Genomic DNA, 17687 nt, shown 5'->3' on the forward strand with positions numbered 1-17687 from the left:
GAGACTTAATGAAACGAAAAATTCAATTAATTTTAAATTTACAAGCCAGAAAAAGCAGTGTCAGGCGCTGCTTTTTCTGATACGTATGCTTTAAAACCAAAACTTATAAATAGATTTAATGAATATGTACGAAAGCAAGAGTATATCTACGAGGGTTCAAAATTCAGAACCTTCTTCCACAGTAATGATCGCTGATAAAGCAAGGCTACTGCGTGAGGAAGGACAAAAAGTGTTTGATTTTTCCGCCGGAAGGGCATTTGAACCCACCCCGGGATACGTGATAGAGGCGGCTATAGCAGCAATGCGCTCCGGTGATACACACCAGACCATGGCAAAGGGCACCACCGTTTACCGGAAAGCCTGCGCCGCCAAATTGCAAAGGGAAAATAACATCACCGCCGATCCTGAAAAAGAGCTTGTCGCGACCATGGGGGCCAAGCAGGGGTTGACCATTTCCCTGCTGGCACTCATTAATCCGGGTGATGAGGTCATCGTTGAAGACCCGTGTTTTGTGAGTTATAAACAAACTATCCAATATTTAGGCGGAAAAGCAGTACCCGTACCACTCAGACCGGAAAACAAATTCCGGTGGGACAAAGAAGAACTGGAAAACCACATTTCCCCTAAAACCAAAGCCGTCATCCTATGCAGTCCTCATAATCCAACGGGAGTGGTACACAGCCCGGAAGACCTCCGGGAACTGGCCAGCCTTGCTGTTAAGTACAATCTCTATGTCATTACCGATGAAGTTTATGAACGAATGACCTGGGGTGGCCGCCGGCATGTCAACCTGGCTACCCTGCCTGACATGAAATCGCGGACCATTACGCTGATGAGCCTGACCAAGAGTTTTTCTATGGGAGGGTGGCGCATCGGTTTTATTTATGCCGACGAGGCCATCATCAAAGAACTCGAAAAACTACAGCAGCACCTGATTACCAGTGTTAATTCATTTGTTCAGGCCGGGGGGGCGGTTGCCTTCGGGCAGGAACCTTTGCAGGAAGTCAAGACCTATTGGACAGAATGGGAGAAAAAGGTCGAATACTTTACCGGAGCCTTGAATGATATTGACGGGCTGAAATGCGACATGCCGGAGGGATCATTTTATGCCTGGACATATATCAGTGCCTTGGGCATCTCCTCGGAAACCTTCGCTAACCGGCTTCTGATGAAAGAAAATGTGGCCGTTATCCACGGCTCCTCTTTTGGCCAAACCGCCACGGATTACATCCGCATTACCTGTGTGAAATCCTGGGAGGAGATTCATGAGGGGCTTCGTCGAATTCATGCTTTTGTCCAAGGGCTGTAACTTGCCTGTCTTTAGTGAACGGGTACAAAAGATATGTTTAAATTCTATAAAAAGCTGTCCTTTGCCACAAGAATATTGATTTGGATGCTAATAGGGGCCGTATTGGGTTTGATTTTCAAAGAAAAAGCCATTATCGTCCAGCCTATCGGCGAGATGTTCCTGCAACTGCTCGTGATGGGGGCTATTCCATTGGTTTTTTTCAACCTGCTGGCAGGCATGGGATCGATTGGTACGGTAAAAGCATTTGGGAAAGTAGGACTGAAAATTGTTGTTTATTACCTTTTTTCCACAGCCATGGCGATCACGGTGGGCATTTTTGTGATGAGTATGACCGAAGCCGGCGAAGGAATTACCTTAACAGGTGAGGTGCCTGATAACATCGGTGTTATGCCCGAACTGGCAACTATTATTCAGGACATGATACCAACGAATATTTTTAGGTCCTTTGCCGAAGGAAAACTGATCCAGATCGTCATATTCGCCGTACTGCTGGGGGTAGTGGTTTTGAATTTACCGGAACAAAAGAAGGAATGGTTCCAGTCCGGATTTGAAAGAATTGCGGAGTTAATGCGTCACCTGGTAGAATTGATTCTAAGGGCTTCCCCGTTAGGTCTTGGCGCATTGATGGCGGCCACTTTTGGTGAGTACGGTTCCGAAATTGTGGGTGCACTAACGGTTTTTATTGGCAGTGTTTATTTGGCCCAGTTAATCATGGTGCTTTTTTATATGATGATTCTTTGGTTCATAGGGCGCGTTTCCCCCTTGTGGTTTTTAAATAAAACTTCCGCCCTTTATGCTACTACAGTGGCTACCTGCAGCAGCCTGGCCAGTCTGGCCGTGTCACTGGATATCGCAGAAAAAGATCTCCGGCTTCCAAAAAAGATATTCTCATTTACCCTGCCATTGGGGGCACAATTTAACAAAGATGGCACTTCGATTATGCTGGCAGGCATTTTAATATTCACTGCCCAGGCAGTAGGAATTGATTTTACCTTACCCCAAATGATACAGGTGGTGCTGGTGGGCTTACTGCTGTCAGAGGGCTCAGGTGGTATACCTGGCGGAGGTCTGGTCGTAGCTATGTTATTTGCCGAGGCCTTTCATCTCCCACTGGAAATTGTAGCCATTGTGGGAGGGATTTATCGATTGATCGACATGGGTAATACTACTGTAAACTGCATGGGAGATATGGTAGCTACTACGGTCATTTCAAAATTAGAAAAAGCATGGAAACCCGAATCAGATGAAAAAGTTTATGATAAACCCGCTTAAATCACTGTTAATCCTCATGGTGCTGGCCTTCGGTCACACTTCATGGGCCCAGAATCATGGCACGAAGGCCGACCGCGAAGCCCTTTTTAACTATCTGTATGAAAAAACCATAGACAGGGAGTCGGTGTCACCCTATAAGGTCGCTTCGTTTGGGCTGGACCTGAGCAAGAATTTAATGAAAATGAAGGATGAAATCATCGATGCCACCAGTGATGAGGCCTTGTATTTTGCCTTGGTGAAGTTTAGTAACATCAGAAAAAACCGGCATTTAAGCATCCAGCCCCTTGAAAACGGGTTAAAACTGGAGCGGAATCGCGGGGTAGCCCCGATAAGATTTCATCCGGATTATAAAAAAGAAGGGGATTATTTTATGTTTGTTTCCGATGTGGGCACGGATATCCGTCAGTACGCCGGCAAAAATGTGCCCGGCATAGGGGATAAGCTGATAGCGATAAACGGAATACCTTTTGACGCGTATTTTGCGTCGATAGCACCTTATCAGAGGTATTCGACTGTCAACAACCTTTGGATAAGGGTAGGATATAACCTTTCAGTAAAAGATGAAAGGTTTTTGCCTTCCGGATTTTATAAAGAAAAGTTTGAAGTCACACTCCAGCCGAAAAAAGGCAGGGTGTATACCGTTTCCCTGCCTTATCTGGAAGAGGAAGAAATACAATGGCAATCTTCCGAAAGGGATAAATATCCCGGTTATAAAAAGGCACTGGAAAAGGTTTGTTACCATCTTTATGTGCCGACAGATCCTGAAAATAAAACCATTTTACTTTGGTGGTACGGGTTTCGAGGGTCTATCCGGAAGGATATGGAGGCGCTGATGGCTTATGCACAGGAGCACAACCTTTTGGAGCATGACGTAATTGTTGACCTGACAGAAAGCAGGGGAGGCAGCAGGGGCGCAGTGATGCTGCGGAGGCTTTCTTCAAAGCCCTATAAAACCACCTTTGGAAACCTGAAATTGAGCGATATCACCGATGATTTTATCGCAAAAATGACCCGTTCATTTCTGGAAAAAAACATCAACGATCACGGTGCTCGTGAAAATGATGACGATGGTCGCTGGGTGATGGATTGGTTGCATACCGATGTGCTCAACGCGTTGGCCGCCGGACAGGATTACAGCAATGACGTACCCTTCAAATGCGCTCACGCACCAAAGTATTCAGATGGCGTTATACACCCTGCTGAAGTGCATTTTAAAGGTAAATTGGTCTGTTTATTCGGTCCATGGGGGGGCTCGCACCTCGACCAGTTTTCGTCCATTGTCCATGACAATAGTTTAGCCCATACCATAGGCATGCCCACCGGAGGATACAGCAATACTTGGGAATGGACTGAAAAGCTTAAATTTCCTGCTTCAAATCAGTACCTGACTACCTTTATGTGGGACATTGGCCACACCATCAGGCCCAATGGTCAGATTCTGGAAGGAAACCCGGCGCCTGTGAATGTGTATATTCCCGTCACCAGGGAAAATTTTGCAGCCTACAAAAGCCTGCTTCTGAAAAAGGCGAAGGAATGGCTTAATGCAGAGGATAACCAGGGCTCCGTATACAGATGATTCGTACAATGATAATGGATTTTAGAATCGTGAGTTCCGGAGCGCTTTTTGATAAAAAACAATGCAATAACAGAAGATGAAAAATGTATTACGTGCCGGTCTGCTCCTTTTATGTTTGGATACCTATGCGCAAAATGCGGGCCCATTTGAATTCAGAAACGTCGGCCCTTCACGTGGCGGCAGGGTAACCGCTGTTTGTGGTGTGGTCAATGACCCGGGAACTTTCTATATGGGGGCTACAGGAGGCGGGCTTTGGAAAACCACCGATTACGGATTTCATTGGGCGAATATATCAGACGGCTATTTTGCCACGCCTTCCGTGGGTGCAATTGCGGTTTATCAAAAAGATCCCAGGATCATATATGTCGGCACCGGATCCGATGGTATCAGAAGCAATGTTATTGTCGGAAAGGGGGTATACAAATCAGAAAACGCAGGAAAGACATGGTCTTTTATCGGACTGAAACAAGCCGGCCAGATCGGGGCTATGGAGATACATCCCGAAAATCCTGACATAGTTTTTGCCGCGGTTGTAGGTCAGCCATTCGGAAAATCAAAAGAACGCGGGGTGTATCGCACCAAGGACGGCGGTGAAAGCTGGGAGCAAGTACTGTTTTTGTCTGATTCGGTCGGTGCGGTAGACCTGGAGTTTGCCCCCGGCCGGCCTGATATTGTTTACGCAGCCATGTGGCGTGCAGAGCGGAAGCCCTGGACGATTATCAGCGGTGGGGCAGAAGACGGTATATTCAAGTCTGCAGACGGTGGTGATCGATGGGAAAGGAAAACAAAAGGGCTGCCGGTTGGATTGACTGGTAAAATTGACTTTGCCGTCAGTGCCGACAAACCCGAACGGGTGTGGGCCCAAATTCAGGCCTCAGCCGGTGAGGAAGGCCTGTACCGTTCTGATGATTATGCGGAAAACTGGACCAGGGTCGAACTGCCGGAAGAGGTACACAAAAGCATCATGTATCGCCCCTTTTATTTTACCAATCTGACTGCCAATCCCGGAAACGCGGATCACCTCTGGGCAGGAACCAAGGATTTTTGGACTTCCCATGACGGTGGAAAAAACTGGACCCGTGAACCTATCACCCATGCAGACCATCACGACCTGTGGATAAATCCTGAAAATACGCAGTTGATGATTGAAGGCAACGATGGCGGCGCCGCTGTCTCAAGGGATGGTGGCCGGAACTGGTCAACGGTTTTCAATCAGCCTACCGCAGAACTTTACTCATGCCATGTCGATGATCAGTATCCTTTTTACCTTTACTCGGGCCAGCAGGACAATACCACGATCAGGGTACCTGCCAGGTTGCCCTATTCAAACGTGTTGAATAGTAACGATCATCATGGGCTTGATCAAATTCCCCTTTGGGAAAGTGTGGGAGGGTGCGAAACAGGGCCGGTCATCCCCAAACCCGGTGATCCCAACACCGTTTACGCCAATTGCAAAGGCCGCTTTTCGGTTTATAACCGCATCACCGGCATTGAGCAGCATTACTATATAGGGGCGGAAAGCTTATACGGTAACCACCCGGATGATATCACCTACCGTTTTCAGCGTGTCACCCCTATGGAAGTGTCTCCGCATGATCCCAATACGGTTTATTATGGCTCGCAATACCTGCACAAAACAGTTGATGGCGGCATTAACTGGCAGAAGATTTCCCCCGACCTGACAGCCAACGACCCCAGGTACCGTGTGAGAAGTGGTGGCCCTATCGATGAAGATATTTCAGGCGAAGAATACTATGCCGTGTTGTATGCCATCAGGGAATCCCCATTACAACAGGGTTTGATCTGGACCGGTTCTAATGATGGTCTTTTTTTTGTCACCGAAGACGGCGGAAAAAACTGGGAAAATGTGACACCCGATATGCCTTCGGGTGGCAGGGTTTCTACCATTGAAGTGTCGCCGCATAATCCCGCCAAGGCCTATTACGCAGTATATCGGGATTACCTCGGGGATGACCGGCCTTATTTGTATAGCACCGATGACTACGGGAAGTCCTGGGTAAAACTAACCGATGGTACAAACGGCATTCCCGCAGACCAACCCACACGCGTAGTGCGTGAAGATCCGGACAGGGAAGGGCTTCTCTATGCCGGAACAGAGTTTGGACTATATGTTTCATTGAATGATGGTAAAACCTGGAACCCATTTCAACGAAACCTGCCGGTTACCCCGGTTACGGATATACGGGTACACCGCAAAGGCCTGGCTATTTCCACCCTGGGACGGTCCTTTTGGATTTTAGATGACATTTCTCCATTGCATTCTTTCAACATTAAAGATCAGGGCCTTAGGCTCTTTAAACCCCGCGAAGTTTTTGGAGATGTCCAGTTTATATATTTTACTTTACCTGCGCAACAAAAAGACACCGCTGTTCATTTTGAGTTTTTCAGAAATGGAAACCTCATCCACTCAAAGACCGAAAAAACTTCGGACTGCCCCCCGGGCTTATGGGGTATCAGAAAAACCCATTGGGATTTACGCTACTACCTGGCAGACGAAGAAAAAGACTTTCAAGGCCCTAAGGTAGCCCCGGCAGCGTACACTGTGAAAATCACTTACCGGAATCAATCACAAGCGCAATTATTTCAGTACCGGATCAACCCCGAGTTGGAAGCCAGCGGTACCTCGGTAAAGGATCTTCAAGAACAGGAAAAACTAGCCTTGGAGACCGCCATGTTGTTACTTGCTATTAAAAAGAAAATCAGGAGCCTGGAACAAAATATCAAAGCAACCGGAAATGCATCTGGGAAAAAGCGGCTTACTACTAGTCTTGCCATGTTAAAAAAAGGCCCTGAAAGATATGACCGCCCCATGTTGCATGAACATGTGAAATACCTGTATGAAATGATTTCCGGGTCGCCCCAAAAGTTGGGCCGGGACGCTTTTGCCAGATATGAAACACTAAAGAAACAATGGGAGAACCTTAAAGATCGATAAAGCCGCGACCCGGCTTCTGCCTATAAACCTTTCACACAACCACTGACAGCGCAAGCGCCCCGATTATACCTCTTAAGACTACCGTGGGTACAAGCGAATGTGGCTGTTGCACAACACCACTGCCCAATTTCTTTGTGTCTCTTTGTGTCTTAGTGCCTTTGTGGTTAACCCTTGTTCACCACGGAGACGCAAAGACACAAAGAGACACAGCGGTTTTCACCGGGGCTACTCCAAAATAATCGAACCTAAGTTGCAATGATCCGTTTTGATTATTTGTTCCTTCAATGTAAATTACCACCATGGAGACCTGGAGAATGACCAGTAGATGCCATCGTGGGAAATTAGTGTGCGAGCCTATGAAACTTGTAATCCTGATTGTGATCCTTGTATTCCTGATTTACGGGTGTAGTAATCCAAAGCCCAAAACACAGGCCGCCGACTTCAATGACGTTGCTACATCGCCCTTTTACCGGGAGCAGCACAGGCCACAGTTTCATTTTTCCCCTGACAGCATGTGGATGAACGACCCTAACGGTATGGTCTATTATGAAGGAGAATATCATTTATTTTTTCAACACTATCCGGACAGTGCTGTATGGGGCCCTATGCACTGGGGACATGCCGTTAGCACGGACCTGGTACACTGGCAACAGTTGCCGATCGCATTATACCCTGATAGCCTGGGGTATATTTTTTCGGGCAGTGCGGTGGTGGATTGGAAAAACAGCTCGGGGTTTGGAACGGATCAAAACCCCCCACTGGTGGCCATCTTTACGTACCACAATGATGTTATGCGTGAAAAAGGCGCCCTCAATTTCCAAACTCAGGCAATCGCTTACAGCAATGATAAAGGACGAACCTGGATCAAGTATGAAGGTAATCCCGTAATCGACAATCCGGGTATTAAAGATTTCAGGGATCCGAAAGTGATTTGGCATGAAGCGTCTCAGAAATGGGTAATGGTTTTTGCCGTATTGGATCATGTAAAAATATATAATTCGGAAAATCTCAAAGAATGGCAGTTGGTGAGTGAATTTGGCAGGTACCATGGAAGTCACGGCGGAGTCTGGGAATGCCCCGACCTGTTTCCCCTGGAAGTTGAAAATACCGGCGAAACCAAATGGGTCATGATTGTAAGCCTGGGCGACGGCGCTCCCAACGGAGGATCAGGCACGCAGTATTTTATTGGAGATTTCGATGGTAAAAGATTTGTCAACAGCCTACCCCCGGATGAAGTCCTTTGGCTTGATTATGGAAGGGATAACTATGCCGGGGTCACCTGGTCCGATATTCCCGAAGACGATGGAAGGAGAATATTTATAGGTTGGATGAGTAACTGGAAATATGCCGGGGTGGTGCCTACTGAACCCTGGCGCAGTGCCATGACTATCCCCAGAACACTTAGCCTGGTACAATTACCTATTGGGATTAGGTTGATAACCCAACCCGTGGAGGAACTCAGAGAATTAAGAAACCGATCTTTTGAAATTAAAGAAAAGGCCATCAAAGGTGATTTGGACGTTCACCTCCCGTTTGATATTTCCAGATCTGAGGTTTTGTTGGAATTCGCAGACTTAAGCATGGCAAGGGATTTTGGTATAATGCTGTCAAATAGACTGGGCCAGCAATTACGCGTGGGGTATGACCCCGCAGGTGACAGGTTCTACATCGACCGGTCATCAGGGGGTGCTGTTGATTTCTCAGACACGTTTGCCGATAAACAATATGCACCGAGATTATCAAAACAGTATGGTATAAAGCTTCATTTACTGTTTGATGTATCCTCTGTTGAACTTTTCACAGATGATGGCCAAGTGGCGATGACCGCCATTTACTTCCCCGATCAAGCCTTTAATCAGGTGAAATTATATGCGAATGATGGATCGGTGGGGTTGAATTCTGCCAGGTTTTTCCAGCTCAATTCTATTTGGCAAAATCGGTTGTAATTGATAATTGACAGTTGACAATGGACAATGGGTTTGGTGGGGCTATTCTGTGGTTGATCGCTTATTTAAATGGTTTAGGGATGATTTTTTGGGAATTTTAATTGTATGGAGTGCATAGGCGCGCGACACAAGACAAAGAAACCTTCAATTCCCCACCACCATCTACTTCTTCCTCATTAAAAAATTGTCCATTGTCAACTGTCAATTACTCATTGTTTTTGGGATATGTTGTACTGGACATGTGGAAACAGCCCCTATCGCAATGAGGCAGTAGCTATGCCAGTGCTGAAAGAGATCATTACCAGATACACCACCAAAGAAACCGATCCTGAGGTGGCTGTAGAATGGGATGTCTCCGGAAAAATTAAAAAAATGAATGCCCTGCTGGCGGGCAAAAATCTTGATTTTAGCCAAAAAGGAAGCCAGGTGGCCTTTTTTTTTGCCTGAACTCAACAGTTGGGAGGTAAGCTATGTTGAGTAATTATCAGATTTAATTATTACATTTAATGAAATATGAAATTGCTTTTAAATTTCATAAGGCATTTAAAACCAAATACATATGAGCATTCCCGGAATAGAAATTAAGGGTGAGATAAAACCCGGCTATGAACAAGTACTAAGTGATGACGCACTAAGCTTCATTGCCCACTTACACAGAAAGTTTAACAACACAAGACTAAAGCTCCTGAAAGACAGAGAGTTGCGGCAGCAAAACATAGACCAGGGAGAAATGCCTGGCTTTCTGCCTGATACCGCTTCCATCCGGAACGGGGACTGGCAGGTGAATACTATCCCGGCTGACCTGCAGGATCGCAGAACAGAAATCACAGGACCGGTAGATCGAAAAATGGTTATAAACGCCCTTAACTCAGGTGCAAAGGTATTTATGGCTGATTTTGAAGATGCCAATGCGCCAACCTGGGAGAATACTATTGAAGGTCAGATTAACCTTTACGATGCTATCAGAAGACAGGTTGATTTTACCGCGCCCAACGGAAAGGAATACAAACTTAAGGATGAGATTGCCGTGCTGAAGGTAAGGGCCAGAGGCTGGCATCTGGAAGAAAAACATGTGTTAATCGATGGAGTTCCTTTTTCAGCATCGATTTTCGATTTTGGTTTGTTTTTTTTCAGAAATGCTAAAAAACTGCTGGAAAATGGTTCGGGCCCTTATTTTTATTTGCCTAAGCTCGAAAGCCATCCGGAGGCAAGGCTGTGGAATGATGTATTCAAAGAATCGCAGACACAACTGGGGATTCCTCAGGGTACTATCAAAGTCACCGTGTTGATAGAAACCATTCTGGCAGCCTTTGAAATGGAAGAAATTATTTACGAGCTGAAAGAACACATGGCAGGGCTGAATGCCGGAAGGTGGGATTATATCTTTAGCGTAGTCAAAAAGTTTCGCAATCATCCGGAGTACCTGCTGCCGGACCGTGCCCAGGTTACTATGACCGTGCCCTTTATGCGTGCCTATGCGCAGTTGCTGGTCAAAACCTGCCATAAACGGGGAGCCCATGCTATCGGCGGTATGTCTGCATTTATACCAAGCCGTAAAGATGAAGAGATTAACAGGAATGCTTTTGAAAAAGTAAGATCAGATAAGAAACTGGAGGCCAGCAATGGTTATGACGGTACCTGGGTGGCCCATCCGGACCTCGTTTCTGTGGCAATGGAACAGTTCGACAGCTTTATAAGGGATGGCCGGCATCAAAAAAGCAATTTACGCCAGGATGTCCAGGTTACCGCTGCTGATTTATTGAACTTCACGATTGAAGACGGCAAAATTACGGAAAAAGGCCTGAGAACAAACATTAACGTTGGATTATTGTATATCGAGTCGTGGTTGATGGGCGTGGGGGCAGCAGCTTTGTACAATTTGATGGAGGATGCCGCCACCGCTGAAATTTCCCGTGCGCAAATATGGCAGTGGGTTCATAACCAAGGTGTTAAGTTAGATGATGGGCGGGAGGTTGACACCGGTCTTTATACACAGTTGTTAAGTGAAGAACTTGAAAATATTAAAGGCCTGTTGGGCGAGGAAAGATATAACATCGGAAAGTTCGAAGAAGCTACCGAAATATTCGACTACCTCGTGCGCACCGAAAACTTTGTGGATTTTCTTACCCTCAAGGCATATAACTACCTTGATTGAGGGTTGGGTATTCATCTCCCAAATCCATGACAACATTTTACCATTAGTTTCGTTCCGATAGTGATACTACCAAAAGCCATTGTATAACTATCAATTTTCAAACTATGAAAAAACTATGGATCCTTAACATTTTTGTTTTAGCGCTACTGGCCTCCTGCTCTGATGACGATGACGGTTCCCCTGCACCTGATGATGGAATAGCAGTGAACTCAGATGATTTTATCGGGGTATGGGAGGTTACAAGGTTTATTGATGACGGAGATGATGAAACAGATGATCTGGATGACTTTACCTTGGAATTCCTTGATAACAATGACCTGGTAATCAGCAACGGTTCGCAGAGCATCACTGCCAGTTGGTCTCTGAGTTCAGACGGTAAAAGACTTACATTGAATATTGACGATGACGACGCCAACCAAATAGATCCCAATGATGAGTTGGAAGAATTAGACGATGATCCATGGATATTCGTTTCACTAACCGGGCAGGTGATGAATCTTCTGGAGTATGACGACGATGATGATGACCGCGACGAACTCACGCTAACCAGGGTTTAAAACCTGCAAAAAAAAAGTAATCAGTCATAGCATGGCTTAAAGCCACCACCTTTTTCAGAATACACAAATCCTTTATTGTTCACCTTGGCCATGTGAAGGCCATCGAGGGAAACAGGCTCAGGGTCGGGGAACGGATGATCCCTTTCAGTAAAATTCATAAAGAAGCTATTTTTGACAGGTTGGTAAGAATCAAATAACGGGATAAAACCATTTCCAACTTATACAGGAACTCTATCGGGTTACCCATCTTTTAAGGTTTTGCCCGGCCAGTTGAAAATTATGGGACAGTTTTGCATGGGGCGATATCCACATGCCATTTGTACCTGTGAACGCCCCGGAAGGACACAAGCCACCTCCTTTTATCCTGTGATATTAGTGATCGTCATCTGTGCCTGTCCGGAGAAATCATCAGCAAAAGGCAATTGTAATAAAGGTAGAAAAAAGTCGAAAAAAAGATAGATTTATTGACTTTTACCAATGCACTTTAAAATAATTGATAAAGATCATTTCTAAAAGTGACAATGCTCATAAAATCTGTCAGCATATGTGGATAGTTTGTGAAAGGAAACAGACAGTGTTGTGTCAACAATTTTTCTACGCATTAAAATTTCAGATCATGCATGATAAAAAAGCTCAAACCACGTTAAACCAGGCTGATCAGCTCTTTCTTACGGCCCAGGAGGAATTGTCCAGACCCGAAGAGGATGTCGTTCCTTATATGGTGTGCAGGAATGCCTTCAAGTCTGTCAATAAATATTTGACCGGCTTCCTTTTGAAACATGGCATGGATATTCATGCTTCTATGTCGCTGGAACTCCTTTTGGACCGGTGCCGGGAGATTGATCCGAAATTTAACAGTCTTAATCTGGCCCCACTGTACAGTACAAGTGAGCAGGAAGATGTCTGGATGGATATGGATACGGTGAAAGAATATATAAGGCTGGCTACAAAGACCCGGGAAATGGTGGTGAAATAAAAACGACGCATATGAGCAAAAAAAATATTAACGTCAAATATCCGGGTATACGTATGGCATTGGATGGAAACACTGCTGCCATTATGTGTGAACGGGAATCGTCAGATGCAGCAGGAGCTTATCCCATAACCCCTTCGACGCAGATGGGCGAATATTGGGCCGAAGAAGCTGCAAGGGGGCATTTAAACATTTCAGACAAGCCCCTGATCTTTATTGAACCGGAGGGTGAGCATGCCGCAGCCGCTGTAACAGCCGGTCTTGCTATGACAGGCCAGCGTGCTGCCAACTTTTCATCCGGACAGGGTATTGCCTACATGCACGAATCCCTTTATGCAGCCGTAGGAAAAAGACTGACCTATGTCCTGAATATAGGTGCGAGGGCCATGACCAAATCCACCTTAAACGTGCATGCCGGACATGATGACTACCATGCCATAGATGATACGGGTTTTTTTCAACTCTTTGCCAAGAACGCCCAGCACGTAGCGGATTTAAACGTGATGGCCCACAGAATTGCCGAGCTGGCGCTGACTCCCGGTGTTGTTGCCCAGGATGGGTTTTTAACGACCCATTTGATTGAATCATTGCTTATCCCCGAACGCGCGCTCATTAAGGAGTACCTGGGCCGGCCCGATGATATCATTGATACACCGACCGCAGCCCAAAAAATCATCTACGGTGAAAAGCGACGGCGTATACCGGAACTATGGGATGTGGATAACCCTGTGATGGCCGGAATCGTCCAGAACCAGGATTCCTATATGCAAAGCGTAGCAGCGCAACGGCCTTTCTTTTTTGATCATATCCGGGAACTGACAGACTTTGCCTTTGAGCAATATTATCAACTCACGGGACGCAAATACGAAAGGGTCATGTCTTACCGGGCCGAAGATGCCGACTACCTGATCCTGGGACAGGGAAGTGTTGTGCCAAGTGCTGAAGCTGTGGTAGACTATATCCGGGATACACGCAAAATCAAAGTCGGTGTAGTGGATCTGGTGATGTTCAGGCCTTTCCCTGCGGATTATATAGGGCGATTGCTGAAAGGAAAAAAAGGGGTGACTGTGCTGGAAAGACTCGACCAGCCACTAGCCGCCGATCTTCCAATCGTAAGAGAAATCCGCGCTGTTTTGACCAAATGCCTGGAAAACGGAGCTGCCAGGAAAAACAAGCCATACTCCGGTCTTGTCAGTTATGAATTAAAAGATATGCCCGCGTTATATTCCGGCTCATTTGGCATGGGGAGCCGTGACCTGCAGGCTGAAGGCATCATCGGTGCCATTGAAAACATGGTGCCGGACGGGAAACAGAAGAAACAGTTCTATTTATCAATTGATTTCATCAGGGAAACACCATTTACACCGAAGCAGAAAGTCTATCAACAAACCATCGAGGAAGCGTATCCTCATGTGAAAGACCTGGCCATCCGGGGATCGGAAAATCCCAACCTGATGCCCAAAGATGCCATCACCGTACGCTTTCATTCCATAGGAGGCTGGGGAGCGATCACCACCGGTAAAAACATGGCCATGACCTTGTTTGAATTGCTGGGGTATGACATCAAGGCAAATCCGAAATACGGTTCGGAGAAAAAAGGACAACCGACGACCTACTACCTTGCCGCTGCCCCTGAACCCATTCGCGTAAACTGCGAGTACTACTTCGTCGACGTGGTGCTTTCACCCGACCCGAATGTATTCAAGCACACCAATGCTTTGGCAGGGTTGAAAAAAGGGGGCTGTTTCATCATCCAGAATGAAAAGTCGAAACCGGAAGAAGTATGGGCGGACATTCCCAAACACTACCGAAAACTAATCATCGATAACGATATTCATGTTTACTATATCGACGGTTTTAAAATAGCCAGAGAAGAAGCCACCGACCCGGAATTGCAACTGAGGATGCAGGGTATAGCATTTCAGGGGGCATTCTTTGCCGCTTCTCCGATTATGAAAAATACTGGCCTCTCAGAAGTGGAATTGCTGAAAGCTATTGAAGATCAGTTGCAACACAAATTTGGCTCAAAAGGCCAGCGCGTGGTGGATGATAACATGCGTGTGGTGAGGCGCGGTTTTGATGAAGTTCACGAAATTACCGACAAGGTGCCGGGTGCCGGATCTGCTGAAAAAAGCAATGGTGAAGCCCTGCCTATACCTACGATGCTTAAAAGCATTCCCAAAAGCGAGTCGAATCTGAGTGATATTCATCGATTCTGGGAGCAAACCGGTAATTTCTATGCGCAGGGCATGGGTAATGATAACCTTACCGACCCCTTCATCGGACTAAGTGTAATGCCCGCCGTTACATCACTTTTCAGGGATATGACCGGTATTCGTTTTGAACATCCCGAGTGGATCCCTAACAATTGTACGGCTTGTGGCGATTGTTATACCGCATGTCCCGATACAGCCATCCCCGGGTTGGTAAGTGATTTGTCGGATGTGCTGGATACCGTCGTAAAACGGGTAAAGAAAAACCATGGCAAGGTGGAATTTCTGCCAAAAGCTGTTCGGCAAATGGAAGGTAAAATCCGCACCTTGTTCAGTGAGTCGCGGAATGGAGCCACCGTTAATAACCTGATCAACGATGCCATTGATCAGATGGTAGAAGAAAGCCATGAAGGACCTGGTTTTTCCAGGGAGTTTGAATGGTTCCGCGATGAATTGGGTGATTTTGAATTTGCACTTACACGGCCCTATTTTGATCTGCATGAAAAAGACCAGCCGAATAGTGGGGGCTTATTTAGCATCACCGTTAATCCCAACACCTGCAAAGGTTGTATGGAATGTGTGAAAGTCTGTGATGATGACGCGCTCAGGCCCATCATTCAGACGAAGGACTCAGTAGCGCGGTTACGAAAAGACTGGGATCTGTGGACAGACTTGCCCAACACTCCGCCAAAATTCAATCGTATCGATGATCTGGAAGAAAAAATCGGGCCCCTGGAGACCATCCTGCTGAACAAGGATACCTACCTTAGTTTTGCGAGTGGTGACGGCGCTTGCCTGGGGTGCTCGGAAAAGTCGGTGATACATTTATTTGTCGCTACTGTGGAATCCCTGATGCAGCCCCGTATTGAAAAACATGTGGCTTATCTGGATGAGCTAACCGAAAAGTTGGAAAAACACATCCAGCTCAGGCTCATGAATACCGTCAATGTCAGTGATACGGATATGATGTCGAAAATCATTTCGGAAATGCATGACAGTGACCTGACCATGTCCGGAATTACCAGCCGGTACGAGTCAGAAAAAGGCATTGAGCCGATAGACCAGGAATGGCTGAAAGCGGTAACGCAACTACTGGCCGGATTGAAGAAACTGAAGTGGAAATATACTGACGGTACCACCGGCAATGGGCGGGCTCCCATGGGAATGACCAATGCTACAGGCTGTACTTCGGTATGGGGGAGTACCTATCCGTTCAACCCCTATCCATTTCCCTGGGCCAATCACCTTTTCCAGGATTCCACCTCTATGGCCATGGGTATATTCGAGGGCCACATGGCAAAAATGGCCGATGGTTTCAAACTTATCAGAAAAGCAGTGCTGGAGTTGAACGGATCATACGATCCCAGCGAGCATGACGAGTTCTTTACCTATTTTAACTGGAACCAGTTCACTGATGAGGAATGGTTGCTTTGCCCGCCTGTTGTGGCCCTGGGTGGTGACGGGGCTATGTATGATATTGGGTTGCAAAATTTATCCCGTATGATGGCTTCCGGTAAACCCATCAAAGTAATTGTGGTGGATACCCAGGTTTACTCCAACACCGGTGGCCAGGCCTGTACTTCTGGCTTTGTGGGCCAGGTTTCAGACATGGCACAGTATGGAAAAGTTTGGAAAGGCAAACCCGAACCGCGTAAAGAAATCGGCTTAATTGCCATGGCTCATAGAAATACTTACGTTTTACAGGCAACCCTGGCCAATACCAGTCAAATGATTGAAGGCTTTATCGACGGGTTAATGACCAGGCGTCCGGCGTTGTTTAACCTTTACACTACCTGTCAGCCCGAGCATGGGGTAGGAGACGATTTGGGCGTGCATCAGGCAAAACTGGCCGTTGAGTCCAGGGCTTATCCTGTTTTCAAGTACAACCCTGATCATGGTGTAAAGGCCGAAGATGCTTTTGATCTGAGCGGCAACCCTGCGATGGACCGCATCTGGCCGAATTATCAGTTAAAATACCTGGAAAATGGCCGGGAAAAGTCCATGGAAGTGGCTATGACTTTTGCTGACTTTGCCATTACCGAAGGAAGATTCCGGAAGCATTTTCGCAGAGCCCCCAGGGATACCTGGAATGAGAACATGGTTCCTTTGACTGCGTTTCTGGAAATGGATGCGGGTGAACGTGAAGGTAAATTCCCCTTTATCTGGGCGGTAGACAGAAAGCAGCACCTCAGCCGGGTTCTGGTAGCCAAAGAAATGGTTCATTCATGTGAGGAAAGACGCGATTTCTGGATTATGCTCCGCGCATTGGCAGGTATTGAGACGGACAAGGTGGAAGCGGTAGATATTGAGCAGAAAGTTCGGACAGAAGTTGTAGGAAACATTGCGCAGGGACTGTTGAAGCTTGCCGGAGGTGATGGGGCAGGCATTGTTGATCTGGCCATGGGAGCTCCTGCTGCCCAGGCAACAGCGATCGCCACAGCTACTGAAGAAGCCGTTCAATCCAATGGTGACTATATGGCCCCCTGGTTGGAAACCGAGGAATGCACTTCGTGTGATGAATGCATCAAACTCAATCCGGCTATGTTTGCCTATAACAATGATAAAAAAGCGTATATCAAGGATCCGAAAGCAGGTCCTTACCAGGATTTGGTGAAGGCTGCGGAAAAATGCACGGCCAGGGTGATCCATCCCGGTTTACCGGCAGACCGTAGTGAAAAGGACATCGATAAATGGATTAAAAGGGGAGAAAAGTACAATTAAGCCAATGAA

Annotated in this window: 11 protein-coding genes; all 11 read left to right on the forward strand. The window is 46.6% G+C overall.

Annotation, left to right across the window (positions count from 1 at the left end):
• The first annotated feature begins 118 nt into the window (after window positions 1-118).
• The 11 genes from AC04NP_RS20195 (at window position 119) to AC04NP_RS20245 (ending at window position 17678) form a co-directional block, all read left to right on the forward strand.
• Complete coding sequence (locus AC04NP_RS20195; RefSeq protein ID WP_482861748.1) at window positions 119-1309, forward strand: pyridoxal phosphate-dependent aminotransferase; 1191 nt, start codon at window positions 119-121, stop codon at window positions 1307-1309.
• A 33-nt stretch (window positions 1310-1342) separates the two neighbouring features.
• The gene (locus AC04NP_RS20200) at window positions 1343-2581 is read left to right on the forward strand and encodes a dicarboxylate/amino acid:cation symporter (protein WP_482861749.1); all 1239 of its coding nucleotides are present in this window, start codon (window positions 1343-1345) and stop codon (window positions 2579-2581) included.
• Complete coding sequence (locus AC04NP_RS20205) at window positions 2553-4157, forward strand: hypothetical protein (RefSeq protein WP_482861750.1); 1605 nt, start codon at window positions 2553-2555, stop codon at window positions 4155-4157. The genes AC04NP_RS20200 and AC04NP_RS20205 overlap by 29 nt, the downstream gene beginning before the upstream one ends.
• 76 nt (window positions 4158-4233) lie before the next feature.
• On the forward strand, window positions 4234-7113 hold the full coding sequence (locus AC04NP_RS20210; protein ID WP_482861751.1) for a WD40/YVTN/BNR-like repeat-containing protein: 2880 nt from the start codon (window positions 4234-4236) through the stop codon (window positions 7111-7113).
• A gap of 356 nt (window positions 7114-7469) precedes the next feature.
• Window positions 7470-9059, forward strand: a complete 1590-nt coding sequence (locus tag AC04NP_RS20215; protein ID WP_482861752.1) for a glycoside hydrolase family 32 protein — start codon at window positions 7470-7472, stop codon at window positions 9057-9059.
• A 225-nt stretch (window positions 9060-9284) separates the two neighbouring features.
• Window positions 9285-9506, forward strand: a complete 222-nt coding sequence (locus AC04NP_RS20220; protein WP_482861753.1) for a hypothetical protein — start codon at window positions 9285-9287, stop codon at window positions 9504-9506.
• Between the two features lie 112 nt (window positions 9507-9618).
• On the forward strand, window positions 9619-11214 hold the full coding sequence (gene aceB / locus AC04NP_RS20225) for a malate synthase A (RefSeq protein WP_482861754.1): 1596 nt from the start codon (window positions 9619-9621) through the stop codon (window positions 11212-11214).
• Between the two features lie 104 nt (window positions 11215-11318).
• On the forward strand, window positions 11319-11771 hold the full coding sequence (locus AC04NP_RS20230) for a hypothetical protein (protein ID WP_482861755.1): 453 nt from the start codon (window positions 11319-11321) through the stop codon (window positions 11769-11771).
• A 74-nt stretch (window positions 11772-11845) separates the two neighbouring features.
• Window positions 11846-11968: a hypothetical protein gene (locus AC04NP_RS20235; protein ID WP_482861785.1), complete on the forward strand. Its 123-nt coding sequence runs from the start codon at window positions 11846-11848 to the stop codon at window positions 11966-11968.
• Window positions 11969-12387: 419 nt separating this feature from the next.
• The gene (locus tag AC04NP_RS20240) at window positions 12388-12747 is read left to right on the forward strand and encodes a hypothetical protein (RefSeq protein WP_482861756.1); all 360 of its coding nucleotides are present in this window, start codon (window positions 12388-12390) and stop codon (window positions 12745-12747) included.
• An 11-nt stretch (window positions 12748-12758) separates the two neighbouring features.
• Window positions 12759-17678, forward strand: coding sequence for a 2-oxoacid:acceptor oxidoreductase family protein (locus AC04NP_RS20245; RefSeq protein WP_482861757.1), 4920 nt, complete (start codon window positions 12759-12761; stop codon window positions 17676-17678).
• Window positions 17679-17687: the final 9 nt, after the last annotated feature.

The sequence above is a fragment of the Agaribacillus sp. DX54 genome, assembly GCF_056858335.1.